This window comes from Rhodococcus sp. NPDC003382, from assembly GCF_053589135.1.
Window position 1 is genome coordinate 50262 of sequence record NZ_JBSFRH010000027.1, and the last position, 25718, is coordinate 75979.

The 25718-nt window shown below is 69.3% G+C and carries 21 protein-coding genes; 4 read left to right on the plus strand and 17 right to left on the minus strand.

Annotated elements, in window-relative coordinates:
* Positions 1-58: 58 nt before the first annotated feature.
* From ACWDUD_RS18700 to thyX, 5 genes are all read right to left on the minus strand, one after another.
* Entirely contained in the window at positions 59-2866 is a 2808-nt protein-coding gene (locus ACWDUD_RS18700; RefSeq protein ID WP_197255298.1) for a DNA translocase FtsK, read from the minus strand.
* A gap of 102 nt (positions 2867-2968) precedes the next feature.
* Positions 2969-3592, minus strand: a complete 624-nt coding sequence (locus tag ACWDUD_RS18705; protein ID WP_450110245.1) for a TIGR03085 family metal-binding protein — start codon at positions 3590-3592, stop codon at positions 2969-2971.
* A gap of 84 nt (positions 3593-3676) precedes the next feature.
* The gene (locus tag ACWDUD_RS18710; RefSeq protein WP_450110246.1) at positions 3677-5494 is read right to left on the minus strand and encodes a ribonuclease J; all 1818 of its coding nucleotides are present in this window, start codon (positions 5492-5494) and stop codon (positions 3677-3679) included.
* Positions 5491-6399: a 4-hydroxy-tetrahydrodipicolinate synthase gene (gene dapA, locus ACWDUD_RS18715; RefSeq protein ID WP_248676315.1), complete on the minus strand. Its 909-nt coding sequence runs from the start codon at positions 6397-6399 to the stop codon at positions 5491-5493. The genes ACWDUD_RS18710 and dapA overlap by 4 nt, the downstream gene beginning before the upstream one ends.
* A 63-nt stretch (positions 6400-6462) precedes the next feature.
* Complete coding sequence (gene thyX / locus ACWDUD_RS18720) at positions 6463-7218, minus strand: FAD-dependent thymidylate synthase (RefSeq protein WP_248676316.1); 756 nt, start codon at positions 7216-7218, stop codon at positions 6463-6465.
* A 130-nt stretch (positions 7219-7348) separates the two neighbouring features.
* Between thyX and ACWDUD_RS18725 the strand changes: the two genes are divergently transcribed.
* Genes ACWDUD_RS18725 through ACWDUD_RS18735 form a run of 3 tightly spaced genes read left to right on the plus strand, consistent with a single transcriptional unit; the run spans position 7349 to position 9048 of the window.
* Positions 7349-7939: a toxin-antitoxin system HicB family antitoxin gene (locus tag ACWDUD_RS18725; protein ID WP_450110247.1), complete on the plus strand. Its 591-nt coding sequence runs from the start codon at positions 7349-7351 to the stop codon at positions 7937-7939.
* A 60-nt stretch (positions 7940-7999) separates the two neighbouring features.
* Positions 8000-8437 (plus strand): SRPBCC family protein, encoded by a 438-nt coding sequence (locus ACWDUD_RS18730; protein WP_197250611.1) that lies wholly within the window; start codon positions 8000-8002, stop codon positions 8435-8437.
* Positions 8438-8484: 47 nt separating this feature from the next.
* Positions 8485-9048, plus strand: a complete 564-nt coding sequence (locus ACWDUD_RS18735; protein ID WP_248676324.1) for a DUF3105 domain-containing protein — start codon at positions 8485-8487, stop codon at positions 9046-9048.
* Between the two features lie 58 nt (positions 9049-9106).
* On the opposite strand, the gene ACWDUD_RS18740 is transcribed toward ACWDUD_RS18735, so the two are convergent.
* Complete coding sequence (locus ACWDUD_RS18740) at positions 9107-9592, minus strand: flavodoxin family protein (protein ID WP_197250610.1); 486 nt, start codon at positions 9590-9592, stop codon at positions 9107-9109.
* 10 nt (positions 9593-9602) lie between these two features.
* Positions 9603-10079 carry a tetratricopeptide repeat protein gene (locus tag ACWDUD_RS18745; RefSeq protein ID WP_197250609.1) on the minus strand — a complete coding sequence of 159 codons (477 nt, stop codon included), beginning with the start codon at positions 10077-10079 and terminating at the stop codon, positions 9603-9605.
* Positions 10080-10192: 113 nt separating this feature from the next.
* Between ACWDUD_RS18745 and ACWDUD_RS18750 the strand changes: the two genes are divergently transcribed.
* Complete coding sequence (locus ACWDUD_RS18750) at positions 10193-10972, plus strand: class I SAM-dependent methyltransferase (RefSeq protein ID WP_450110248.1); 780 nt, start codon at positions 10193-10195, stop codon at positions 10970-10972.
* A gap of 30 nt (positions 10973-11002) precedes the next feature.
* On the opposite strand, the gene dapB is transcribed toward ACWDUD_RS18750, so the two are convergent.
* From dapB to ACWDUD_RS18800, 10 genes are all read right to left on the minus strand, one after another.
* Positions 11003-11758, minus strand: coding sequence for a 4-hydroxy-tetrahydrodipicolinate reductase (gene dapB, locus ACWDUD_RS18755; protein ID WP_197250615.1), 756 nt, complete (start codon positions 11756-11758; stop codon positions 11003-11005).
* An 83-nt stretch (positions 11759-11841) separates the two neighbouring features.
* A complete protein-coding gene (locus ACWDUD_RS18760) occupies positions 11842-13185 on the minus strand; it encodes a M16 family metallopeptidase (protein ID WP_197250607.1) in 1344 nt (447 codons plus the stop codon).
* Between the two features lie 113 nt (positions 13186-13298).
* Complete coding sequence (gene narI, locus ACWDUD_RS18765; RefSeq protein WP_197250606.1) at positions 13299-14030, minus strand: respiratory nitrate reductase subunit gamma; 732 nt, start codon at positions 14028-14030, stop codon at positions 13299-13301.
* 1 nt (position 14031) lies between these two features.
* A complete protein-coding gene (gene narJ, locus ACWDUD_RS18770) occupies positions 14032-14700 on the minus strand; it encodes a nitrate reductase molybdenum cofactor assembly chaperone (RefSeq protein ID WP_450110249.1) in 669 nt (222 codons plus the stop codon).
* A complete protein-coding gene (gene narH, locus ACWDUD_RS18775; RefSeq protein ID WP_450110250.1) occupies positions 14700-16376 on the minus strand; it encodes a nitrate reductase subunit beta in 1677 nt (558 codons plus the stop codon). Before narH ends, narJ begins: the two co-directional genes overlap by 1 nt.
* Before the next feature lie 45 nt (positions 16377-16421).
* A complete protein-coding gene (locus tag ACWDUD_RS18780) occupies positions 16422-20114 on the minus strand; it encodes a nitrate reductase subunit alpha (protein WP_450110251.1) in 3693 nt (1230 codons plus the stop codon).
* Positions 20115-20138: 24 nt separating this feature from the next.
* On the minus strand, positions 20139-21356 hold the full coding sequence (locus ACWDUD_RS18785; RefSeq protein WP_197250614.1) for a nitrate/nitrite transporter: 1218 nt from the start codon (positions 21354-21356) through the stop codon (positions 20139-20141).
* A gap of 288 nt (positions 21357-21644) precedes the next feature.
* The gene (locus ACWDUD_RS18790) at positions 21645-23918 is read right to left on the minus strand and encodes a polyribonucleotide nucleotidyltransferase (protein ID WP_197250602.1); all 2274 of its coding nucleotides are present in this window, start codon (positions 23916-23918) and stop codon (positions 21645-21647) included.
* Between the two features lie 309 nt (positions 23919-24227).
* Complete coding sequence (rpsO, locus tag ACWDUD_RS18795) at positions 24228-24497, minus strand: 30S ribosomal protein S15 (protein ID WP_068162391.1); 270 nt, start codon at positions 24495-24497, stop codon at positions 24228-24230.
* A 176-nt stretch (positions 24498-24673) separates the two neighbouring features.
* Positions 24674-25648: a bifunctional riboflavin kinase/FAD synthetase gene (locus tag ACWDUD_RS18800; RefSeq protein WP_197254965.1), complete on the minus strand. Its 975-nt coding sequence runs from the start codon at positions 25646-25648 to the stop codon at positions 24674-24676.
* Between the last annotated feature and the right edge of the window lie 70 nt (positions 25649-25718).

Below are 25718 nucleotides of genomic sequence, written 5' to 3' on the forward strand. Positions count from 1 at the left end.
GGGGATACTCCCCTCCACAACGTGGTCCATTCAACCACACTCGCAGCCCGGGGCCGTATCAGTCCTGGTCGGAGCCGTTCTCCCCGTCTCCACCGCCCCCACGGATGGAGTACAGCAGGCCCTCGAGTTCGTCCGGCTTGACCAGCACCTCGCGGGCCTTCGACCCTTCGCTCGGGCCGACCACACCGCGGGTCTCCATCAGGTCCATGAGCCGGCCGGCCTTCGCGAAACCGACGCGCAGCTTGCGCTGCAGCATCGACGTCGAGCCGAACTGGCTGGACACCACCAGTTCCACGGCCTGGAGGAACACGTCGAGGTCGTCGCCGATGTCGGGGTCGACGTCCTTCTTCTCCCCCGCCTTCTGCGTGGTGACGCCCTCGGTGTACTCGGGTTCGGCCTGGTTCTTGGTGAAGTCGACGACCGCGGCGATCTCTTCGTCGGTGATGAACGCACCCTGCAGGCGTTGCGGTTTGCCCGCCCCCATCGGCAGGAACAGACCGTCGCCCATACCGATGAGCTTCTCGGCGCCGGGCTGGTCGAGGATGACGCGCGAGTCCGTGAGCGACGAGGTCGCGAACGCCAGCCGGGACGGCACGTTCGTCTTGATCAGGCCCGTGACGACGTCCACGGACGGTCGCTGCGTGGCCAGCACGAGGTGGATACCGGCGGCGCGGGCCTTCTGCGTGATCCGCACGATCGACTCCTCGACCTCACGCGGCGCGGTCATCATCAGGTCGGCGAGCTCGTCGACGATCGCCAGGATGTACGGATACGGGCGGTACACGCGTTCACTGCCGAGCGGCGCGGTGATCTCCCCGGAGCGCACCTTGGCGTTGAAGTCGTCGATGTGCCGCACCCGGTTGGCCTGCATGTCCTGGTAGCGCTGCTCCATCTCCTCGACGAGCCACGCCAGCGCGGCCGCCGCCTTCTTCGGCTGCGTGATGATGGGCGTGATGAGGTGCGGGATGCCCTCGTACGGCGTCAACTCGACCATCTTGGGGTCGATGAGGATCATCCGCACGTCCTCCGGGGTCGCCCGGATCAACAGCGACACCAGCATCGAGTTGACGAAGCTGGACTTACCGGAACCGGTGGAACCGGCCACCAGCAGGTGCGGCATCTTCGCCAGGTTGGCGTGCACGAAGTCGCCCTCGATGTCCTTGCCGAGGCCGATCACCAGCGGATGCCGATCCTTGCGGGTGCTCGGGGCGGCGAGCACGTCGGCCAGCCGGACCAGTTCGCGGTCCGAGTTGGGCACCTCGATGCCCACCGCGGACTTGCCCGGGATCGGGGCGAGCAACCGCACGTTGTCGGTCGCGACGGCGTACGCGATGTTGCGCGCCAGCGCGGTGATCTTCTCGACCTTGACGCCGGGACCCAGTTCGACCTCGTAGCGGGTGACGGTCGGACCGCGGGTGAACCCGGTGACCGCCGCGTCGATCTTGAACTGTTCGAGGACCTCGGTGATCGAGTCGATCATCTGGTCGTTCGCGGACGAGCGCGTCTTCGGCGGGTCGCCCTGGATGAGCAGCCCGATCGACGGCAGCGTGTAGTCGCCTTCGACGACCCGCTCCGGCACCATCGCGTCGAGTTCGTCGGCCTCGTCGACGGCCGGCGTCGGCGGCGGGGTGGGCTTCGGGGTCGGCTTGGGCCTGGTCCGCTGTTTGGGCGGTTCCGGCGTCGGTTCCGGTTCCGGTTCGGGTTCGGGAGCGGGCGGCGCCTCGAACGGCTTCGTCGCGGGCGCGTCCCACAGCGGCAGCACCTCGGTGCGGGCGTTGCCGTCGAATTCGTCGGTCGGGTAGTTCTCGGCCGGGGTGCGGCGCCGTCGCGGGCGGCGTTCGGTGGGATAGCCGTCGGCGTCGAACAGCGTCGGGTCGTGGTCGTCGTACGGCGGTTCGTCACGGCCGAAGTCGTCGTGGGGGTCGTACTCGTCGTAGTCGCCGTATTCGTCGTCGGCGCGATAGGACAACCCGAAGTAGTCGCGGAAGAGACCAGGCAGTTCACGCACGGTGGTGCCGGTGATGAGCAGGATCCCGAACCCGGCGGCCAGCACCATCAGCGGCACCGAGAGCCAGACGGTCAGGCCCGAGGTGAGCGGCCCGCCGACCGCGCCGCCGACGAACCCGGCGCCCTGCGATCGGCCTTCGGGAGTGGTCGGCGATCCGGATGCGATGTGCCACAGCCCGAGTGCGGGGAGCCCGACCAGCAGCCCGCCGAGGATCAGGCGGGGGCGGATCTCGGGTCGCGGCTCGGTGCGCATGAGCACCACGGCGATACCGATCGCGACGAGCGGCAGCACTGCGCTGGCACCACCGGTGACCGCGCGCACCCCGGATTCGACCCAGCCGCCGACCGGGCCGCCGACCCCGAACCACACGCTGCCCGCCACGACCAGGCCGAGTGCGATCAGTCCGAGCGCGATGCCGTCGCGGCGGTGACCGTGTTCGATGTCGCCGGCCTTGCCCATCGTGCGGATGGTGGCGCCGACGCCGCGAGCGATCATGAACCAGCCGGCGCTGATGCCGCGCCCGAGGGAGTCGAGCACGCCGGGGCCCCGACGTCCGGACGCCGAGGTTCGAGAGGGCGCGGCGACGCGGGCCGGACGCGTGGATGCGGCCGAACGCCGTGCCGGGGTCCGGGTGGACGACGCCGAGGACCGGCGCTTGGTGGCGCCGGTCTTCGCGGTGCCCGCCTTCGCGGTTCCACTCTTGGCCGCGCCGCTGCGCGACGATCCGCTCTTCGAGGAACCGCCGGACCGGCTCGCACCGGCGCTGCCGGAGCGGCTCGAGGTCCCGGCCGAGCCGCGCGCTGTCGCCTTCGACCGGGAGGTCGTGGACGATCCGCGACTGCTCGACTTTCCTGCCATACCCGTCAGGTTAGCCGCTCGGTCCCCATCCGAACCATCCGCAACACCGGCACCACGTCGCGGTTCATGTCACAGGACACGCCGTGACCTGGGTATTCACCGTCACACGCCGCGAGCCGAGGCCGTGATCTCGTCGAGGTCGCGGGGCTCGCCGTCCGTCTCCAGCCGCACCTGGTCGCGACCGAACGCGTGCAGCAGCAGTTCCGCCGGTTCTCCGCGCAGCATGACGGTGCGCGGGCCTCGTTTCCGCACGGTGGCGCGGGTGCCGTCGGGGCGTTCGAAGACGACGCTGACATCGCTGCCGCGGTAGCTGCGCCGGCCGATCTGCCGGGCCAGCCGCCACAGGTGCTCTTGATCGTCGGCGGGCAGCACCCGCGGCTCCCAGCCGTCGACGGCGCGCCGGACGTCCTCGTGGTGGACGAACATCTCCCCCGCGTTCGCGACCGCGTCGACCAGGAACAACGGGGACCACACCGGCGGCCCGGACTCGATGTCCGCGAGCAGGTACGCCCACGGCCGGTCGGTGGCCGACTTGCGCACCTTCTCGGTGTAGTCCGCGAGCTGCGGCAGAAGGATGCCGGGCATCGAGTCGATCCGGCGCTCGCGCACCAGCAGGTGCGCGGCGAGATCCCGTGTCGTCCAGTCCCCGCAGAGGGTGGCCGCGTCGGGACCGACCTCCGACATCGTGCGGACCAGGGCTGCTCGTTCGCGTTTGGCCAGGCTCACGGCGCCGACGGTACACGGCGCGCCCGACACCGTCATCGCTCCTGGCGGGCGACCCGCGGTCGGTGGACGCGGGCCGCCCGAAGATCACTCCGGCGCTGTCACCGCGATGACGGTCGGCACGATCATCGGCCGGCGGCGGTAGGTCTCGGACACCCAGCGCCCGACCACACGCCGGATGGCCTGCGCGATGCGGTGGGTCTCGTTGATGCCTTCCGCGGCGAGTTCGTCGAGCGTCTTGTCGACGAGCCGGGCGGCCTCGGACAGGGCCGTGGGGTCGTCGGAGAATCCGCGTCCCGACACCTCGGGGGAACTGACCGCACGGCCGGTGGCCGAGTCGACGGCGACCGAGATCGAGATGAAGCCGCCCTCGCCGAGGATGAGCCGGTCCGACAGGGTCGATTCGCCGACGTCGCCGACGGACAGACCGTCGACGTACACGTGGCCCACGGGGATCTGCCCGACGATCTCTGCGAGACCGTCGACCATGTCGACGACGACACCGTCCTCCGCGAGGACGATCCGCTCGGGCGGCACACCGGTGGCCTCGGCGAGCTTCGCGTTGGCGCGCAGGTGCCGCCATTCGCCGTGGACGGGCATCGCGTTGGTCGGGCGCACCGCGTTGTACAGGTACAGCAGCTCACCGGCCGACGCGTGGCCGGAGACGTGGACCTTCGCGTTCTGCTGGGTGACGACGGTCGCGCCGCGCTTGGCGAGTCCGTTGACGACCGCGAACACCGAGTTCTCGTTGCCGGGGATCAGCGACGACGCCAGCACGACGAGGTCGTCGGCGCGGATGTTGATCTGCCGGTGCTCGCCGCGGGCCATGCGCGAGAGGGCCGAGAGCGGTTCGCCCTGGGATCCCGTCGAGACCAGGACGAGGCGGTTGCCCGGCAGGCTCGCCGCGGTGTCCAGGTCGACGACGAGGCCGTCGGGCACCTGCAGGTACCCGAGGTCCTGGGCGATCTGCATGTTGCGGACCATCGAGCGGCCGACGAACGCGATCCGCCGGTTGTACCGGGCGGCGACGTCGACGACCTGCTGGATGCGATGGACGTGGCTGGCGAACGAGGCGACGATGACGCGGTTGGTGGCCTTGCCGATGACGCCGTCGAGCACGCCGCCGATCTCGCGTTCGGGGGTGACGAAACCCGGCACCTCGGCATTGGTGGAGTCGACGAGGAACAGGTCGACGCCTTCGTCGCCGAGTCGCGAGAACCCGGCCAGGTCGGTGAGCCGGTTGTCCAGGGGCAACTGGTCGAGCTTGATGTCGCCGGTGTGCAGGACGAGACCGGCGTCGGTGCGGATCGCGACGGCGATCGCGTCGGGGATCGAGTGGTTGACCGCGAAGTACTCGCACTCGAAGGGGCCGTGCGTGGTGCTCTCGCCCTCGGTGACCTCGACGAGCACGGGCCGCTGCCGGTGCTCGCGGCATTTCGCCGCGACCAGCGCCAACGTGAACTTGGAGCCGACCACCGGAATGTCGGGGCGCAGACGCAGCAGGAACGGCACCGCGCCGATGTGATCTTCGTGACCGTGCGTCAGCACGATCGCTTCGACGTCGTCCATCCGGTTCTCGATGTACCGGAAGTCGGGCAGGATCAGGTCGACGCCGGGCTGCTGATCCTCGGGGAACAGCACGCCGCAGTCGACGATCAGGATCTTGCCCTGGTGCTCGAAGACCGTCATGTTGCGGCCGATCTCGCCGATACCGCCGAGCGCGACGACCCTCAGGCCCTTCGCGGGCGCCTTGGGCGGTGCGCCCAGACGCATAGTCGGATCGACCGGCTGACGCAGGTCGGGTCGCTGGGTCGCCGCAGAGGTCTGCGGGGTGCGGCGCGGGCGGGTGGCGGGCGGGCCTGCGCTCCGGGTGGCTCGCCCGCGGCCGCGGGACGGGCCGCTCACGAGAGCACCCCGGCGGCGTGGAGGTCGGCGGCGAGCGCATCGATCTGCGCGGAGGTCGGCGCGACCTGCGGCAGGCGGGGCTCACCGACGTCGATGCCCATCAGACGCAGCCCGGCCTTGGACGCGCTGACACCGCCGAGGCGGGCGACGGCCCGCAGGATCGGCACGAGTTCGAGGTTGATCGCGCGAGCGCGGGCGATGTCGCCGTTCATGAACGCGGTGTGCAGCTCGCGCAGGCGGCCGGGAACGAGGTGGCCGATGACGCTGACGAAGCCGACGGCGCCGACCGCGAGCCACGGCAGGTTCAGCGGATCGTCGCCCGAGTAGAACTTCAGGTCGGTGGTTCCGATGAGCTCGGCACCGGCGTTCAGGTCGCCCTTGGCGTCCTTGACCGCGACGATCCGCGGATGCTCGGCGAGGCGGCGCAGCGTCTCGGTTTCGATCGGCACCACCGAGCGGGGCGGAATGTCGTAGAGCATCACGGGCAGGTCGGTCGCATCGGCGACGGCCGTGAAGTGCGCGTAGAGGCCCGCCTGCGGGGGCCGCGAGTAGTACGGGGTGACCACGAGCAGGCCGTGTGCGCCCGCACGAGCCGCGTCGCGCGCGAGCTCGACGCTGTGCGCGGTGTCGTTGCTGCCGGCACCGGCGATGATCTTCGCCCGGTCGCCGACCGCGGCGAGGACCGCGCGCATCAGTTCGAGCTTCTCGTTCTCGGTCGTGGTGGGCGACTCGCCGGTGGTACCGGCGAGAACCAGTGCGTCGCAGCCGCCGTCGACCAGGTAGGTCGCCAGACGCACTCCCGCATCGACGTCGAGCTTGCCGTCGGCAGTGAACGGGGTCACCATCGCCGTGGCGATGGTGCCGAACGGAAGCTCGACAGCAGAAGCGGAATCACCGTTGGTCATGGTCAGAAGGCTACCGCGTGCAGAAGGCGCTGCGACACACGCCCGCCCACCCCGTCGCGCTGTTCAGCCCTCCGTCGTGAACTGGCTGGCCGCGACCTCGGTCCCGTCGGGCAGTGTGGTGACGGCGAAGTCACCGAAGACGTTCGGTGCGACCTCCTGCAGGCGACGCAGGCACTCGACCGCGAGACGACGGATTTCGACGTCGGCGTGTTCGGTGGCACGCATCGCGATGAAGTGCCGCCACGCCCGGTAGTTGCCGGTGACGACCACGCGCGTCTCGGTGGCATTGGGCAGCACGGAGCGGGCGGCCTCGCGCACCCGCTTCGCGCGCAGCGGGCCCGCGGGAACGTGCGACAGCTTCTCGTCGAGAGCGCCGAGCAGTTCGGTGTAGGCCGCCCTGCTGGTCTCGGCGGCGGCGAGGAACAACCGCTCGAGCTCCTCGTCGCCCTCGATCGCCGGCGGCACCACGACCGGCGTGTCGCCGCCCGGCACGAACCGCTGGGAGAGCTGCGAGTAGGAGAAGTGCCGGTGCCGGATCAGTTCGTGGGTGCACGACCGCGAGATGCCGGTGATGTAGAAGCTCGCGGAGCTGTGTTCGAGAACGGACAGGTGGCCGACGTCGATGAGGTGCCGGATGTAGCCGGCGTTCGTCGCGGTGCGGGGATTGGGCTTGGACCAGCTCTGATAGCACGCGCGACCGGCGAATTCGACGAGTGCCTCGCCGCCGTCGGCGTCGGTCTCCCAGGGCACGTCGTCGGGCGCGACGAATTCGGTTCGGGCGACGAGCCGAACCTTCGGTGTGACAGCTTCGGGCGCCATCGCGATCTCCTGCCTTCGTTCACTACCTCTGGTGCGACGGTAGCCGCGCCGCGTCGATCGCACTCGGTGAGGTCGCGATGATGTCAACACGATGCTTGACCGGCGTCATTTATGGCGTCACTATGACGTCATGAACATCGAGACCTATACCGCCGCCGTGACCGACGCCGTGCTCGCCGCGGCGGAACTCGGTGACGAACAGACCCGCCGCACCGCCGCGGCACTCGCCACCGCGATCGCCGCCCCCGTGCGGCTCGCCGTGCTCGACGCACTCTCCGATCTCGCCACCGAGGTTTCCGACCAGCTCGGGGACCGGCGCGTGACGGTCCGGCTCGACGGACGCGAGACCGTCGTCGAGGTCCACGACGGTCCGGCACCGGAATCCGAGACCCCGCCACCGACGTTCGAGGAGGTCACCGGCGACATCAGCCGGGTGACGCTGCGACTCGTCGAGCAGATCAAGGCCCGCGCCGAGGAGGCCGCGGCGCAGAACGGCCTCTCGCTCAACTCCTGGGTCGCGCAAGCCGTGCAGGGCGCACTGCGCGACCAGATGCGCTATCAGAGAACAGGATTCGACCACAACTGGGGCTCGTACAGTCCACCCCGTCGCCCCGGCGCGCCCCGATCCGGCGCCGCCGGCGCCCGGAAGGATCCGGAACCGGCCGACTCCGGCCCCGAGGAATCCGGACATTCCCCCGAGGCCGACCGCGACGAAGAGTGAACTTCTCTCGGGTGCGGTACATTTCCGACGCACCGCACCTGGGACAAGGAGTGAAACCCGATGGCCGTCAGCAGTTCCCTCACCTCGGAGATCAAGGCGACCCCGGAGCAGGTGATGGCCGCCATCGCAGCGGTGGACCGGCTTCCGGAGTGGTCCTCGGCGCACAAGTCCGTGACGATCGAGAGCACCCACCCGGACGGACGCCCGCATCGCGTCCGCATGACGGTGTCGATCATCGGCATCACCGACGAGCAGGTCGTCGACTATGCGTGGAACGGCAACGAGTCGATGTCGTGGACGCTCGTCGAGAGCAGCCAGCAGAAGCAGCAGGACGGCGCGTACGCCCTGTCGCCCACCGCCGACGGCACCAGCGTCGAGTTCTCGCTGACGATCGACCCGAAGATTCCGCTGCCCGGGTTCCTCGTGAAGAAGGCCCAGAAGATGGCCGTCGAGACGGCGAGCAAGGGCCTGGCCGCGTTCGTCGCGAAGACGGTCTGACGGTGGTGCGCAGGTCGTTCGCGGTCGCGGTCGGCGCTGTCGTCGCGATCGCCCTCGCCGGCTGCGGGTCCGAGTCCGACGGGAACGGCTCCGGGGCCGACACCGTAGCGGATCCGTCGGTCGACATCCCGGGAATCGAGATCGTCGACTATCCCGCGGGCGATCACGTGGGAGCCTCGGAGCGGGTCCCGTACGAGTACAGCCCGCCGTTCGGTGGGCCGCACGACGCGGCGTGGGCGACGTGCACAGGCATCGTCTACCCGGTGCCGATCCGCAGCGAGAACGCGGTGCACTCGCTCGAGCACGGCGCGGTGTGGATCACCTACGATCCCGAGCGGCTCTCCGACGAGCAGGTGGACCTGCTGGCCGCCCGCGTCGACGGCGTGAGCTACATGCTCATGTCGCCGTATCCCGATCTGGCACAGCCGATCTCACTGCAGTCGTGGGGACACCGGCTGTTCGTCGAGGACGCCGACGATCCGCGCATCGATCAGTTCATCGAGGCGCTGCGGCTGAATCCGAACACCTACCCGGAGCCGGGCGCGACCTGCGCGACCCTGCCGACGAACTTCGATCCCGCGAATCCGCCGCCGTTCCAGCCGATCCCGTAGCGGTGTGCCTTTGTGGCGGCTCCTGCCGCCACAAAGGCACACGGGCGGCGCAGCCGCACTATCCCGCGACGGTCACGGCGACGGTCGCGCCGAGTTCGTAGCACTTCTCCCGCACCGCCGCGTCGATCGGGCCGGTGACCTCCACGACAGCTGCCGCCTGGGTCAGTTCCAGTCCGGTGACGATCTTCTGCACCGACGTGACGGCACCGGCGGTGTCGTTGTTGCCGTGCACCCACAGCCCATAGGGCCGCCCGGCGACCGCGTCGAGGCACGGGTAGTACACGGTGTCGAAGAAGTGCTTGAGCGCACCGGACATGTAGCCGAAGTTCGCCGAGGTGCCGAACACGTAGCCGTCGGCGGCGAGCACGTCGGGCACGGTCGCCCCGAGAGCCGGGACCGAACGCACCCGCACCCCGGTGATCTCGGGGTCGTTCGCGCCGGCCAGCACCGCCTCGAGCAGTTCCCGGGTGGGCGGCGACGGCGTGTGGTGGACGACGAGCAGGACGCGCTCGGCCGGATCCTGGGGAGCAGCGGGGTCGGTCACAGGGTGCAGACTACGACGCGTTCCGGTCGCGTTCGAGCTTCTCGAGCGCCACCGCGCGGCGCATGGTCTCGCGGGCGCGGGGCCGGTCACCGGCGTGGTCGTACGCGCGGGCCAGCCGGTACGAGTTGCGCCAGTTGTCCGGGTCCGCCTCCCATTCCTGCTTGACCTGCTGGAACAGCTGGTCGGCGGCGTCGCGGTCGACGCGTCCGGACGGCATCCGCGGCAGGTCGCTGACGTCGAGCTCGAGGCCCTCCTCGTGGATGCGGCGCGCGAGGTGCTGATGCTGCAGGCCCGCGCGGATCGTGGCGTAGACGATCCACGCGCCGACGAACGGCAGCAGCAGCACGCCGATGCCGAGGCCGATCGCCGCGACTTCGCCCGAACCGACCAGTTCGATACCGACCTTGCCGAGCAGCACGAAGTAGAAGACGAGCGCGACCACGATGAACGCGATCGGCACGAGGACCTTGGTCAGTTCGTTCTTCACGTGCCGATTGTCTCAGGCCGCGTTCGGGGACCCGCGGCCGAACGCCGCCGGGGTGAGCGTGCCCACGTCCACCGGCCCTTGACGGTCCATCGACGACAGCGTCCACTGGTCTCATGCAATTCGCCGCCCCGGCCGAGCAGTACGACCGGTACATGGGCCGATACGCCCCGACACTCGCGGCCGCGCTCGCGGACGCCGCAGGGGTGACCTCCGGGCTTCGTGTGTGCGATGTCGGTTGCGGCCCCGGCGGTTTGACCGCGGAGATGGTGTCCCGGGTGGGACCGGACCACGTCGCCGCGATCGATCCGGCACCGCAGTTCGCGGCGGCCTGCCGGGAGCGGAACGCCGGAGTCGACGTGCGCGTGGGCGTGGCCGAGGACCTGCCGTGGCCGGACGACACGTTCGATGTCACCGCGGCCGCGCTGGTGATCGGATTCATGTCCGACCCGGATCGCGGCGTGCGCGAGATGGCTCGCATCACCCGTCCCGGCGGCACCGTCGCAGCGTGCATGTGGGACATCGCCTCCGACGGCATGACGATGCTGCGGGTGTTCTGGTCGGCGGTGCGCAGCGTCGTCCCCGACGCCGTCGGCGAGAGCGCGATGGCCGGGACGGCCGAGGGTGACATCGCCGACCGGTTCCGCCGCGCCGGTCTCGACGAGGTGATCGCCGGCAGGCTGATCGCTCGCGCCGACTACGCCGATTTCGACGACTTCTGGGAGCCGTTCACGTTCGCGGTCGGACCGGCCGGCCAGTACCTGCAGACCTTGACCGCGCAGCAGCAGGCGGCTGTTCGCGAAGCGTGCCGGGAGCAACTGCCCTCGTCGGGCGCCTTCACCCTCGACGCCCGCGCCTGGTATGCGCGCGCCACGATTCCCCGCGGATGGACGTAGGACCGGGCCGCCGGTGGCGGCCCGTCCCCGTCAGAGGTCGAGCAGAGGATCGATCCCGACCGTCAGTCCCGGTCGCGACCCGATCTCGCGGACGCCGAGCAGTACGCCCGGCACGAACGAGGTCCGGTCGATCGAATCGTGGCGGATGGTGAGGGTCTCCCCCTGGGTGCCGAGCAGGACCTCCTGGTGCGCGACCAGACCCGCGAGCCGCACCGAATGCACCCGCACACCGTCGACGTCGGCGCCGCGTGCACCCTCGAGTTCGGTGGTGGTGGCGTCCGGGCTGCGACCCACACCCGCGGCGGCGCGGGCTTCGGCGATCAGCGCGGCCGTGCGGTAGGCCGTTCCGGACGGGGCGTCGACCTTGTTCGGGTGATGCAGTTCGATGACCTCGACAGAATCGAAGAATCGCGCGGCGGCCTGTGCGAACCGCATCGACAGGACCGCGCCGATCGCGAAGTTCGGGGCGATGAGCACACCGGTTCCGGGCGACTCGGCAACCCAGCCGCGCACCTTCTCGAGGCGTTCCTCGTCGAAGCCGGTGGTGCCGACGACCGCGTGGATGCCGTTGCGCACCAGGAATTCCAGGTTGCCCATGACGACGTCGGGGTTGGTGAAGTCGACAACGACCTGGGTGCCCGACGTGACGAACGACTCGATGCTGTCGCCCTTGTCGACGGTCGCGACCAGCTCGAGATCGGCCGCGTCCTCGACGCCCTTGCAGATCGCCTGCCCGACCTTGCCCTTGGCTCCGAGCACACCCACCCGGATAGCTGTTGCGTTCACTTGTCTCGTCACGCCCTTCCGTCACGTCCGTCGCACAAGAGCGTACGCAATCCGGGTGCCCACCCGAGCAACCGGTCGCGGGTTCACCCCACGATGCCGCGCACCGACGCGGGCAGATCCCGGGCGCGGCGGTAGGGCCCCACGACGGCCGCCGCGAACGGCCGGTTCAGCAGTTCCCCGGCGACCGCGCGCACCTCGTCGGACGTGACCCCGGCGATGCGCTCGAGGGTCTCGCTCACGCTCCAGTGGGTGCCGTAGCTGAGTTCGCTGCGGCCGATCCGGTGCATCCGGGCACCGGTGTCCTCGAGCCCGAGCACGAGGCCACCGCGAATCGATCCCTTCGCCCGCGCGCATTCGGCGTCGGTGATGCCGTGGTCGGCGACGTCGCGCAGCACTTCCCGGATCACGGTCGCGACCTCGGCGAGGTTCTCGGGCTGGCACCCGGCGTAGATCGAGAACGCGCCGGTGTCGGCGAACGTGTCGACCCCGGAGTACACGGAGTAGGCCAGTCCGCGCTTCTCGCGTACCTCCTGGAACAGCCGCGAGCTCAGGCCACCGCCGATCGCGGCGTTGAGCACCGACAGTGCCCAGCGGCGACCGTCGTGCCGTCCGAAGGCGCGCACCCCGAGCGACAGGTGCGCCTGTTCCCCGTCGTGGTCGGTGATGCTCAGCGCCGGTGGCGTGCGCAGCCGCGCTGTTCCCTCCCGGCGCGGCGCCGGCTGGGCCCCGCGGTCGATGTGGGCGGCGAAGGCGCGGCGCACCAGCTCGACGGTGTGCTCGTGGTCGACGTTGCCGGCGACCGCGACGACCATCCGGTGCGGCGTGTAGCGGCGGACGTGGAACGAGTGGAGCTGGTTGCGGGTCATCGACTCGATCGACTCGACGGAGCCGATGACGGGCCGGCCGATCGGGTGGTCGCCGTAGAGCGCGGTGAGGAAGCTGTCGCCGAGGAGGTCTTCGGGGTCGTCGTCGCGCATGGCGATCTCCTCGAGCACCACCTGCCGTTCGACGTCGACGTCGGCGCTGCGGCACCGGCCGCGCAGCACCACGTCGGCGACCACGTCGACGGCGAGCGGCAGATCGTCGTCGAGGACGTGCGCGTAGAAGCACGTGTGCTCTTTGGACGTGAACGCGTTGAGTTCACCGCCGACACCGTCCACGAGTTCGGCGATGTCGAGCGCGGTGCGGGTGGGGGTCGCCTTGAAGAGCAGATGCTCGAGGAAGTGGGCGGCGCCGGCGACCGACGGATGTTCGTCGCGGGAACCGACTCCCACCCAGATGCCGACGGCGGCGGACCGCACCCCCGGCACGTGCTCGGTGACAACTCGGACACCGCCCGGCAGGACGGTGCGCCGCACGCCGGAGTCCGCGACGGCTGCGGCGTGGTCGGCAGAGATGGCGGTGGAGGTACGGCGGTTGGAAGCCATGGAAGTGTTCTGCGGTCCTGAGGCGATCGGCACGTGGGGTACGAAGTGGGAAAAGCACACCCTACACGCGACGCCTCAGGACCGAGGAACTCACCGGCTGCGGCGGGGAGATCTCACCAGCCGCGGCGCCGCGGCTGCGACCCGACGAGCTGGCCTTTCCGTGCCACGTCCCGGCTGCGGTACACGACGTACGGGCGGAACAGGTAGGCGATCGGCGCGCTGAACGCATGCACGAGCCGGGTGAACGGCCACAGCGCGAACAGCGCGAGCCCGATGAGGACGTGGATGTGGAAGTACAGCGGAGCCTCCGCCATGAGATCACCGCGCGGCTGCAGGACCCAGATGGAGCGGAACCACAGCGAGACCGTCTCGCGGTAGTTGTGCTCCTCGCCGACCACGCCGGAACCGAGCAGCGTCGCGGCCAGCCCGGCGACGATCGCGGCGACCAACACGATGTACATGAGCTTGTCGTTCGCGGTGGTCGCGAGGAACACCGGTCCGCGGGTGCGGCGCCGGTAGATCAGCAGGATGATGCCCACGAGCGTCGCGACGCCGGCGATCGAGCCGAGCGTGACCGCCTGAACGTGGTAGGCGTGCTGGCTCAACCCGACCGCATCGGTCCACGACTGCGGGATCACCAGCCCGATGATGTGACCGACGATCACCACGAGGATGCCGAAGTGGAACATCGGGCTCGCGATGCGCAGCAGTCGGGATTCGTACAGCTGCGACGAACGGGTGGTCCAGCCGAACTTGTCGTAGCGGTAGCGCCACCAGGTGCCGACGATCACGATCGCCAGCGTCACGTACGGCACGACATCCCAGAAGATCTCTCCCGCGGACATCTCAGTGCTCTCCTTCGTTTCGTCGGGGCGGAACCGTCAGGGTGAACGGCTGCAGACCGATGGCCTCGGCGGGCGGACCGGCCTGGGCCAGCCGCGCCGCGCGCTGCAGTTCCTGGTCGGTCGCCGGGGGCAGCGTCGCGCACACCGCTTCGACGGTGTGCGCGTAGGGCGATCCCGCCTCGGTCAATGCCTCGCGCAGCACGTCGATCGGCACCCGGTGTTCGACGAGCAGCCGCCGTCCGGACTCGGGATCGACGGATGCGGCGAACTCGAGGACGACCGGCAGATGGTCGGGTGTCTCCCCCACCGGCGGTTCGACGCCCGCGGCCCGGTAGACCTGCGCGAACGCGTGGATCTCGGTGCCGCGGTTGCGGGTGTCGCCGCCGGTCCAGTACGTCAGGTACATCGTGGACCGGCGCCGCAGGTCGAACACGTCGACGTAGGTGGTCGCGGCGTCCACCGGGTCGGACTCGCGCAGCCAGGCGGCGGTGCGGCCGAGCAGATCGGCGGCACGGCCGGTCACGTGGGCGCGCAACTGCTCGATCGTGTCGAGGCGCTGCGGCAGTGCCTCGTCCGGGTAGGCGAGCAGCAGCGACGCGGCCTGCCACACCAGCCGGTCCTGCAGGGTCGGCCCCGCCGGGGCGGACCGGGCTCGCGACAACAGTCTCATCACCGGTCTCCCTCCGGCCCGCCGGCGCGGTGCGCACCGGGGAACATGCCCTCGGGCACGCCCTTTCCGTCCCAGTTGAGCAGGTTGACCCGCGACGGGCGACTGGCGTTGGCGGCCATGCCCTCGCTCGTCTGCCGTTGCTTCAGCGCGTGGAAGGTCTCGACGGCCACCGGCACGGGAGTGCCGCTGACCTCGCCGAACGGCCCGGACTCGTACATGCCCGGTCCCCCCTCGAACGACAGCGCGCAGTCGGTGACCGATTCCTCGAGCCGGTGCCCCTCGGCCGCGTAAGCGGACGGAATGACATACCGCTCTTCGTATTTCGCGATCGCCAGCAACCGGTACATCCCGTAGATCTCTTCCTCGGTCATGCCGACCGACTCGGGGATGTGCGGCTGCGTCTCGCGGCCGAGGTTGATGTCGCGCATGTACGAGCGCATCGCGGCGAGCCGGCGCAGGACCGCCTCGACGGGTGCGACGTCACCGGCGGTGAACAGTTCCGCGAGGTACTGCAGCGGGATGCGCAGCGCTTCGAGCGCACCGAACAGGTTGCCCAGGTCCTCACCGTCGTGCCCGTCGCGGCTGACGGCGTCGACCACCGGCGACAGCGGCGGGATGTACCAGACCATCGGCATGGTGCGGTATTCCGGATGCAGCGGCAGCGCGACCTTGTACGTGTGGATCAGCGTGTACACCGGCGACCGCTGTGCCGCCTCGATCCATTCGTCGGAGATGCCCTCGGCGCGGGCACCGGCGATCACCTCCGGATCGTGCGGGTCCAGGATGAGGCTGCGCTGCGCTTCGTACAGCTCGGTCTCGTCCTCGACCGAGGCGGCCTCGAGGACCCGGTCGACGTCGTAGAGCACCAGCCCGAGGTACCGCAGGCGGCCGACGCAGGTCTCCGAGCACACGGTCGGCAGGCCCACCTCGATCCGCGGGTAGCAGAACGTGCATTTCTCGGCCTTGCCGGTCTTGTGGTTGAAATACACCTTCTTGTACGGGCATCCGGACACGCACATCCGCCAGCCGCGGCACCGGTCCTGATCGACGAGCACGATGCCGTCCTCGACGCGCTTGTACATCGCGCCGGACGGGCACGAGGACACGCACGACGGGTTGAGGCAGTGCTCGCAGATGCGCGGCAGGTAGAACATGAACGTCTGCTCGAGTTCGAGTTTCACCTGCTCGCCGACCTTCTTCAGGATCGGGTCGTCGGGCACGATCTCCGGCGAGCCACCGAGGTCGTCGTCCCAGTTCGCCGACCACGACACCTTCATCGGCTTGCCGCTGATGAGGCTGCGCGGCGGCGCGACGGGCATGTGCTCACCCGCCGGCGCCGAGGTCAGGTTCTCGTAGTCGTAGGTCCACGGCTCGTAGTAGTCGTCGATGGACGGCATCTTCGGGTTCGAGAAGATGCGGGACAGCTTGTGCAGGCGACCGCCGTCCCGCAGCCGCAGCCGGCCCTTGCGGTCTCGGACCCATCCACCACGCCAGCGTTCCTGATCCTCGTAGGTACGCGGATAGCCTTGTCCGGGGCGGGTTTCGACGTTGTTGAACCACACGTACTCGGTACCGGCCCGGTTCGTCCAGGCCTGCTTGCAGGTGACCGAACAGGTGTGGCATCCGATGCACTTGTCGAGGTTCATCACCATCGCCATCTGTGCCATGACCTTCATGATTTCCTCGCTCCCCGAGACCCGTTCACGTGCATCACGTCCATGTCAGTAGGTCACCTCCTGCGACCGGCGCCGCACCACGGTCACCTCGTCGCGCTGGTTGCCGGTGGGCCCGAGATAGTTGAACGCGAAGGCGTTCTGGGCGTAGCCGCCGGCGAGATGCGTGGGCTTGATCAGCAACCGGGTCAGCGAATTGTGGATGCCGCCGCGGTTGCCGGTGGTCTCGGTGAGCGGCGTGTCGATGGTGCGTTCCTGCGCGTGATAGACGTACACGACGCCCTCCGGCATGCGGTGCGAGACGATCGCCCGGCACACCACCACACCGTTGCGGTTGACCGCCTCGACCCAGTCGTTGTCCTTCACCGAGATCTTCGCCGCGTCCACCGGGCTCATCCACATCGTCGGGCCGCCGCGCGAGAGCGACAGCATGAACAGGTTGTCCTGGTACTCGGAGTGGATCGACCATTTCGAATGCGGTGTCAGGTAGCGCACGCTCAGCCCGATGCCGTCGCGGCCGCTCTCGCCGACCGCGGGCTCCCCGAACAGCCGGGTCATGTCCAGCGGCGGCCGGTAGGTGGGCAGCTGCTCGCCGACCTCCTCGATCCAGTCGTGGTCGACGTAGAAGTGCATCCGGCCGGTGAGGGTGTGGAACGGCTTGAGTTCCTCGATGTTCACCGTGAACGGGGCGTAGCGGCGGCCACCGGTCTCGCTGCCGGACCATTCCGGGCTGGTGATCACCGGCACCGGGCGGGCCTGGGTGTCGGCGTAGGTGATGCGCCGTTCCTCGCTGCCCTCGGCGAGGTGCACGAGACGGCGTCCGGTGCGCTTCTCGAGTTCCCGGAATCCCTCGACGGCGAGTCGGCCGTTGGACGTGCCGGACAGCGCGAGGATCACATCGGCCATGCGCTCGGCGGTGGTGATCGCCGGACGCCCCTCCGCGACACCGGAATCCATCACCCCGAACTTCGCGGCGAGTTCGGCGACCTCCTCGGTCGGGTGGGTGGTGATGCCCTTGGTGGTCAGGCCGAGGGTGTCGACGAGCGGGCCGAGCGCCGACCACTTGTCGGCGATCGCGGCGTAGTCGCGTTCGACGACGGCGATCGGGCCCATCGTCTTCCCGGGAACCGGCGTCTCACCGGTGGTCCGCCAATCGTGTTCGGTACCACCGGGATAGGCCATCGCGCCCGGGGTGTCGTGCTGCAGTGTGCCGAGCACGACGTCGGTGCGGGTGCCCAGGTGCCGTGCCGCGAGCGTACTGAACGCGCGCGCGATCGCACCGAACGCCTCGTAGTCCGACCGCGTTTCCCACGGCGGGTCGATCGCGGGGCTGAACGCGTGGATGTAGGGGTGCATGTCGGTGCTCGACAGGTCCCCCTTCTCGTACCAGGTGGCGGCGGGCAGCACCACGTCGGACAGCAGCGTCGTCGAGGTCATCCGGAAGTCGATCGACATGAGCAGATCGAGCTTGCCCTCGGGGATGTCGTCGGGCCACGCGACCCCGTTCGGCCGCAGCTCCTCCGGGGTCGGCTCGGCCTGCACGTTGGAGGTGGTCCCGAGCAGGTGCCGCAGGAAGTACTCGTTGCCCTTGCTCGACGACCCGAGCAGATTCGCGCGCCAGACGCTCAGCACGCGTGGCCAGTTCCGCGGGTTGTCCGGATCGGTGACGGCCAGTTTCAGGTCACCCGACGCGAGTTGGCTCGCGACGTAGGCCGGGATCTCCTGGCCGGCGGCGCGGGCGTCGTCGGCGACGTCGAGGCTCGACCGGTCGAACTGCGGGAAGAACGGACTCCAGCCCATCGCGTTCGCGGCGGCCAGCACGTCCATCGTGTGCTTGCCCGCGAACCGGCCGCGCCCGAGCGGACTGGCCAGCGCATCGGCGCGGTATCCGTCGTAGCGCCACTGGTCCGTGTGCGCGTACCAGTACGAGGTTCCCGCCATCTGCCGGGGCGGACGCGACCAGTCGGTGCCCATGGCCATCGCGGCCCAGCCGGTGACCGGGCGGCACTTCTCCTGCCCGACGTAGTGCGCCCAGCCACCGCCGTTGCGGCCCATCGAGCCGGTGAGCAGCAGCAGCGCGAGCACCGCCCGGTAGGTGGCGTCGCCGTGGAACCACTGGCAGATCCCGGCGCCCATGATGATCATGGACCGGCCGCCGGATTCCTCGGCGCTGCGCGCGAACTCCTTCGCGACGCGGATCGCCTGCGCCGCGGAGACTCCCGTGATCGATTCCTGCCAGGCCGGGGTGTAGGGCTCGGCCGGATCGTCGTATCCGGTGGGCCAGGTGCCGGGCAGACCGGGGCGCGCCACACCGTACTGCGCAAGCATCAGGTCGAACACCGTGCACACGCGGTGCTCGCCGACACGCCGGACCGGAACGCCGCGCTGCAGCGTCTCGCCGTGCCCGTCGAGGGTGTCGAAGCGCGGCAGATGGATCAGGGCGCTCTCCCCCGCCGCGCCGTCGTGCGGCGCGACGGTCAGCGCCGGCACGAGATCGCCGAGGTCGAGGTTCCACTTGCCGACCCCGTCGTCGCCGTACCGGAACCCGAGCGACCCGTGCGGCACCGCGACGTCGTCGGTGGCGCCGTCGAGCAGCACCGGCTTGAACGCGGCGTTCTCCACGTCGTGCCCGAGATCGGCGGCGGTGAGGTTCTTGCCGGGCACCAGCCGGCCTTCGCGTTCCTCGAGTTTCACCAGGAACGGCAGGTCGGTGTAGCGCCGCACGTAGTCGACGAAGAACGGCACCCGCTCCCGCACGAAGCACTCGTTGAGGATCACGTGGCCCATGGCCATGGCGAGGGCGCCGTCGGTGCCAGCCGCGCACGGCATCCATTCGTCGGCGAACTTGGTGTTGTCGGCGTAGTCGGGGCTGACCGTTACAACCTTGGTGCCGCGGTACCGGACCTCCGCCATCCAGTGCGCGTCGGGGGTGCGGGTGACCGGTACGTTCGATCCCCACATGAGGAGATAGGCCGCGTCCCACCAGTCCCCCGATTCGGGCACGTCGGTCTGGTCGCCGAACACCTGCGGCGAGGCGACCGGCAGGTCGGCGTACCAGTCGTAGAACGAGGTCATCACACCGCCGAGCAGTTCGATGAACCGGGAGCCGGCGGCGAACGACACCATCGACATCGCGGGAATCGGCGAGAAACCGGCGACCCGGTCCGGGCCGTACTCCTTGATGGTGTGGACGTGGGCGGCGGCGATCATCTCGGTGGCCTCGGCCCAGCTCACCCGCACCAGCCCGCCCTTGCCGCGTGCCCGCTGGTAGCGGCGGCGCCGTTCGGGATCGGACTGGATGTCCGCCCACGCGAGGACCGGGTCGCCGAGACGGGCCTTGGCTTCGCGGTACATCTCCACGAGCACACCGCGGGCGTACGGATAGCGCACCCGGGTCGGCGAATAGGTGTACCAGGAGAACGCGGCACCGCGGGGGCAGCCGCGCGGCTCGTACTCGGGGCGGTCCGGGCCGACCGACGGGTAGTCGGTCTGCTGGGTCTCCCAGGTGATGATGCCGTCCTTGACGTAGATCTTCCACGAGCACGAACCGGTGCAGTTGACGCCGTGCGTCGAGCGCACCACCTTGTCGTGGCTCCAGCGATCGCGGTAGAAGACGTCGCCTTCGCGGCCGCCCTGGCGGGTCACGGTGCGGCCGTCGTCCGAGATCTCACCCGGGGTGAAGAATCGTCCGCTGCGCTGCAGCAGTTCTTCGACGGGACCGCCGATGTGGGGAGCGTTCACAGTGGTTCCTTCCGGAGGTGGTCGTCAGGCGGCGGGATCGCGCGCAGGTTCGTGGGCGTGGAGCCGCAGCGCGGTGTAGGCCAGGGCGATCAGCGCGGTGGCCACCAGGAGCAGCAGACCGATCGTGTAGTCGTTGTCGACGCTGTCGTAGGTCGCACCCATCACCAGCGGCGGGAAGTAGCCGCCGAGGCCGCCGGCCGCGGCGACGATGCCGGTGACCGATCCGACCGAGCTGGCGGGCGAACGGCGGGCGACCCAGGCGAACACACCACCGGTACCGACGCCGAGGAACAGCGCGAGCAGGATGAACGTCGCGGCCGACCAGACGTCCGGCGGCGGCTGGAAGATCGCGACGAACGCCGTCACCGCGGTGCCGGCGAGGGACGCGAGCACCACGTACTTCGGCGGGATGCGGTCCGAGAGCGCGCCGCCGAACGGCCGGGCGATCACCGCGGCCAGCGCGAACGCCGCAGTGCGCGCGCCCGCGTCGACGGCGGAGAAGTCGTAGATCGTCTTGATGTAGGTCGGCAGGTAGTTGCTGAAGGCGACGAAGCCGCCGAAGACGATCGCGTACAGGAACGACATCTCCCAGGTGACCCCGAGCTTGAGGGCTGCGGTCAGCTTCGGCACCACCGGATCGGTGTTGGGAGCGAAATCGGGCGAGTTGCGCATCGTCAGGATGCACACGACCGCGGTCACCGCGAGCGCGATCGCGATGATGACGTGGGTGGCCAGGAGGCCGAACCAGTTCACGAACCGCGGCGTGAAGAACGCCGAGAGCGCGGTGCCGACCATGCCGGCACCGAACACCCCGGTCGCGAAGCCGCGGCGGGCCGGTTCGTACCAGGCGTTCGCGAACGGGATACCGACGGCGAAGATCGTGCCCGCGACGCCGAGGAAGAACCCGAAGACCAGCAGCAGCGGATACGAACCGGCGGCGCCCGCGATGCCGACCGCGAGCACCGGCAGGATCGACGCCAGCGAGATCGCGATGAACATGATCCGGCCGCCGTAGCGGTCGGTGAGCGATCCGACGACGATCCGGCCCAGCGCCCCGACCAGGATCGGGGTCGCGACCAGCAGCGACGCCTGCGTGCTGCTGAGCGACAGGTCGCCCGCATAGGTGGTGGACAGCGGGCCGATCATGTTCCAGGCCCAGAAGTTGATCGCTGATACCCAGGTGGCGAGGGCGAGGTTGAAACCCCGCCCAAGTCCGGCACCCGGCGTCGTTGCCGTGTTCACGTCACCCACGAAACCACCCTGGGGTGATCTTGGCGCAATTTTGGGGGAAAAGTTACAGCCTTCGCGGATTGTGAATTCCGGACCGGTTCTCCGCAACCCCTTCCGCACGGACGAATACCGGCTTATGATTACGAATTACGTTGCAGCACAACATAGTACAAATACCCTAGGGGTTCGGGACAGCAGTCCGAACAATCCCCGGGTACAAAGAAACCCGCCCCGGAAGGACTTGAGTCCTTCCGGGGCGGGTCTTTCGAACCGTGTGGTATCACACTGCGCGAGGGGCGATCAGCCCTCCGCGTTCTCGGCGCCCTCGGCCGGCGCGGCCGCCGCGTCGTCCTCGACCGGAACCAGGCTGATCTTGCCGCGGTTGTCGATGTCGGCGATCTCGACCCGGATCTTCGAGCCGACGTTCACGACGTCCTCGACCTTCGCGATCCGCTTGCCGTTGCCCAGCTTGCTGATGTGCACCAGACCGTCGCGGCCCGGGAGCAGCGAGACGAACGCGCCGAACGCCGTGGTCTTGACCACGGTGCCGAGGAAACGCTCGCCCACCTTCGGGAGCTGCGGGTTGGCGATGGCGTTGATCTTGTCGATCGCGGCCTGCGCGGACGGGCCGTCCGCCGCACCGACGTAGACGGTGCCGTCGTCCTCGATGGAGATGTTGGCGCCGGTCTCCTCGGTGATCGAGTTGATCATCTTGCCCTTGGGGCCGATGACCTCGCCGATCTTGTCCACCGGAACCTTGATGGTGGTGATGCGCGGCGCGAACGGGCTCATCTCGTCCGGCGTGTCGATGGCCTCGGCCATGACCTCGAGGATCGTGGCGCGAGCGTCGTGGGCCTGCGAGAGCGCACCCGCCAGCACCTGCGACGGAATGCCGTCGAGCTTGGTGTCGAGCTGCAGGGCGGTCACGAAGTCCTTGGTGCCGGCGACCTTGAAGTCCATGTCGCCGAACGCGTCCTCGGCACCGAGGATGTCGGTCAGCGCCACGTAGCGGGTCTCACCGTCGACCTCGTCGGAGACCAGGCCCATCGCGATGCCCGCGACCGGGGCCTTCAGCGGCACACCGGCATTGAGCAGCGACAGCGTGGAGGCACACACCGAGCCCATCGACGTCGAACCGTTGGAGCCGAGAGCCTCGGACACCTGACGGATCGCGTACGGGAACTCCTCCTGGCTCGGCAGCACCGGCACGAGGGCGCGCTCGGCGAGAGCGCCGTGGCCGATCTCGCGACGCTTCGGCGAACCGACGCGGCCGGTCTCACCGGTCGAGTAGGGCGGGAAGTTGTAGTGGTGCATGTAGCGCTTGCTGGTCTCGGGACCGAGCGAGTCGACCTGCTGCGCCATCTTGATCATGTCCAGGGTGGTGACACCCATGATCTGGGTCTCGCCGCGCTCGAACAGTGCCGAACCGTGGGCGCGGGGGACGACCGCGACCTCGGCCGAGAGCGCGCGGATGTCGGTGATGCCGCGGCCGTCGATGCGGAACTGGTCGCGCAGGATGCGCTGGCGGACCAGCTTCTTGGTCAGCGAACGGAACGCCGCGCCGATCTCCTTCTCACGACCCTCGAAGCTCGGGGCGACCTGCTCGAGGATCTCGACCTTGATCTCGTCGGTGCGGTCGTCGCGCTCCTGCTTGCCGGCGATGGTCAGCGCCTCGGCGAGCTTCTCGGACGCGGCGGCCTCGACGGCGGCGTACACGTCGGACTCGTACGCCGGGAACAGCGGGAACTCACCGGTGGGCTTCGCGGCGGCGGCGGCGAGCTGCTGCTGCGCGATGCACAGGCGGGCGATGAACGGCTTGGCGGCCTCGAGGCCCTGCGCCACGATCGCCTCGGTCGGCGCCTGCGCGCCACCGTCGATCAGTGCGATGACGTTCTCGGTGGCCTCGGCCTCGACCATCATGATCGCGACGTCGGCGGTGTCCGGGTTGTCGCCACCGGCGACGATGCGGCCCGCGACGACCATGTCGAACACGGCGTTCTCGAGCTGCTCGACGGTCGGGAAAGCGACCCACTGGCCGGTCTTGTTCTCGGCCGAGGTGATCAGCGCGATGCGCACGCCACCGACCGGGCCGGAGAACGGCAGGCCCGCGATCTGGGTGGACGCGGACGCGGCGTTGATCGCGACGACGTCGTACAGGTCGTTCGGGTTCAGGCTCAGCACCGTCACGACGACCTGGATCTCGTTGCGGAGGCCGTCGACGAACGACGGGCGCAGCGGACGGTCGATGAGGCGGCAGGTCAGGATGGCGTCGGTCGAGGGACGGCCCTCACGACGGAAGAACGAGCCGGGGATACGGCCCGCGGCGTACATGCGCTCCTCGACGTCCACCGTCAGCGGGAAGAAGTCGAAGTGCTCCTTGGGCTGCTTGGAGGCGCTGGTGGCCGACAGCAGCATGGTCTCGTCGTCCAGGTAGGCGACGACGGAACCGGCGGCCTGCTGCGCCAGGCGGCCGGTCTCGAAACGAATGGTGCGGGTGCCGAAGGCCCCGTTGTCGATGGTCGCGGCGGTCTCGAACACGCCCTCGTCGACCTCGACTGCAGTGGTGCTGGTCATCTCTGTGTCTTCTCTTCCCTCTTCGTCTTCGCCGTACCCGCGTGGGCGCCACGGCCCCCTTGGCCACGGCTGCGCACCGACTCGCGGAGGCGGTCGTCGATCGAAACCCTCCGGTCCCGGATGAACCGGGGGTCGGAGGGTCACTACCGAGGACCGACACCGTCGGCGCATACGGTTCGCCGCCTACCCAGGCGGCGTTTGCCGGTCTTCCGGCGCAAACACCGGTAGCCGACGAGGCCAGTCTAGAGGCATTCCCGTCGGCTACCGGCAGAGATCAGCGTACGCAGATCGTCTTGCTCGGGGTCTGCGTCAGCGACGCAGGCCCAGACGCTGGATGAGCGAGCGGTAACGCTCGACGTCGACCTTCTCGACGTACTTGAGGAGGCGGCGACGACGACCGACCAGCAGCAGCAGGCCGCGGCGGGAGTGGTGGTCGTGCTTGTGCTTCTTCAGGTGCTCGGTCAGATCGACGATGCGCTTGGTGAGCAGTGCCACCTGCGCCTCCGGCGAACCGGTGTCGGTCTCGTGGAGGCCGTACTCGCCGAGGATCTGCTTCTTCTGCTCGGTGGTCAATGCCACTGGGTTACTCCTGATCACTGACGTCCGCGTGATACGAAAGCGGGCACGAGACCCGCCGGTGCGGCCACCGCGAACCGCAGCACACACCAAGAATCCAGGTTACCAGAGCCGACGGGGCCCCCGCCCGGTGTGCCGTTGTGGCGGCTCCCACCGCCACAACGAGACACGACCCGGTATCAGGCGGAGTCGGCGGCGCGGGCGAGGACGTCGCGGGCGCGGTCGGCGTCGCCGTGCATGGCCGACACGAGTGCCTCGATCGAGTCGAACTTCTCCATGCCGCGCAGGCGCTCGACGAAGTCGACCGCGACGTGCTGGCCGTAGAGGTCGGCCTCCTGATCGAGCACGAACGCCTCGACCGTGCGGGCACGGCCGGAGAACGTCGGGTTGGTGCCGACCGACACCGCCGCGCCGTAGCGCTCCCCCGGCGCCACGGTGCCGAGAGTCGGGCCGGGCCCGAGGACCGTGAACCACGCGGCGTACACGCCGTCCGCCGGGATCGCCGAGTGCATAGGCGGGGCCACGTTCGCGGTCGGGAACCCCAGGTCGCGTCCGCGTCCGTCGCCGTGCACGACGACCCCTTCGACGCGGTGCGGGCGACCGAGCGCGTCCGCGGCGGCCACCACGTCACCGGCATCGACGCAGGAGCGGATGTAGGTCGAGGAGAACGTGACCGCGTGTTCGGCGAGCAGGGTCTGAGCGTCGACCGCGAACCCGAACCGCTCCCCGATCGTCCGCAGCAGCTCGACGGTGCCCGCGGCCTTCTTTCCGAAGGTGAAGTTCTCGCCGACCACGACCTCGGCGACGTGCAACCGCTCGACGAGGATCTCGTGGGCGTACCGCTCCGGGCTCAGCTTCATGAACTCCGGTGTGAACGGCATGACGCAGAAGACGTCGACGCCGAGCTCCTCGGCGAGTTCGGCGCGACGCGCCAGCGTCGTCAGCTGGGCCGGATGATTGCCCGGTCGCACCACTTCCATCGGATGTGGATCGAATGTCATGAGCACACTGGGGATTCCGCGTTCCTTGGCGGATTTCACCGCCCGCGTGATCAGCTGCTGATGTCCGCGGTGCACTCCGTCGAACACGCCGATCGTCAGTACACAACGACCCCAGTCCGCAGGTATTTCCTCGAGGCCTCGCCATCTCTGCACAACGGGCAGCCTACGGCCCCGGCTCGAACGGGTCACTTCCGACTCGCGATGCAGTGTGGGTCACGGAGCG

Excerpts from the sequence above, each read along its gene's own strand:
- ACWDUD_RS18750 (WP_450110248.1), top strand. The coding sequence starts at position 10,193 with ATGCAATTCGCCGCCCCGGCCGAGCAGTACGACCGGTACATGGGCCGA.
- ACWDUD_RS18790 (WP_197250602.1), bottom strand. The coding sequence starts at position 23,918 with ATGACCAGCACCACTGCAGTCGAGGTCGACGAGGGCGTGTTCGAGACC.
- ACWDUD_RS18760 (WP_197250607.1), bottom strand. The coding sequence starts at position 13,185 with ATGGCTTCCAACCGCCGTACCTCCACCGCCATCTCTGCCGACCACGCC.
- ACWDUD_RS18730 (WP_197250611.1), top strand. The coding sequence starts at position 8,000 with ATGGCCGTCAGCAGTTCCCTCACCTCGGAGATCAAGGCGACCCCGGAG.
- ACWDUD_RS18725 (WP_450110247.1), top strand. The coding sequence starts at position 7,349 with ATGAACATCGAGACCTATACCGCCGCCGTGACCGACGCCGTGCTCGCC.
- narJ (WP_450110249.1), bottom strand. The coding sequence starts at position 14,700 with ATGAGACTGTTGTCGCGAGCCCGGTCCGCCCCGGCGGGGCCGACCCTG.
- narH (WP_450110250.1), bottom strand. The coding sequence starts at position 16,376 with ATGAAGGTCATGGCACAGATGGCGATGGTGATGAACCTCGACAAGTGC.
- ACWDUD_RS18700 (WP_197255298.1), bottom strand. The coding sequence starts at position 2,866 with ATGGCAGGAAAGTCGAGCAGTCGCGGATCGTCCACGACCTCCCGGTCG.
- thyX (WP_248676316.1), bottom strand. The coding sequence starts at position 7,218 with ATGGCGCCCGAAGCTGTCACACCGAAGGTTCGGCTCGTCGCCCGAACC.
- narI (WP_197250606.1), bottom strand. The coding sequence starts at position 14,030 with ATGTCCGCGGGAGAGATCTTCTGGGATGTCGTGCCGTACGTGACGCTG.
- dapA (WP_248676315.1), bottom strand. The coding sequence starts at position 6,399 with ATGACCAACGGTGATTCCGCTTCTGCTGTCGAGCTTCCGTTCGGCACC.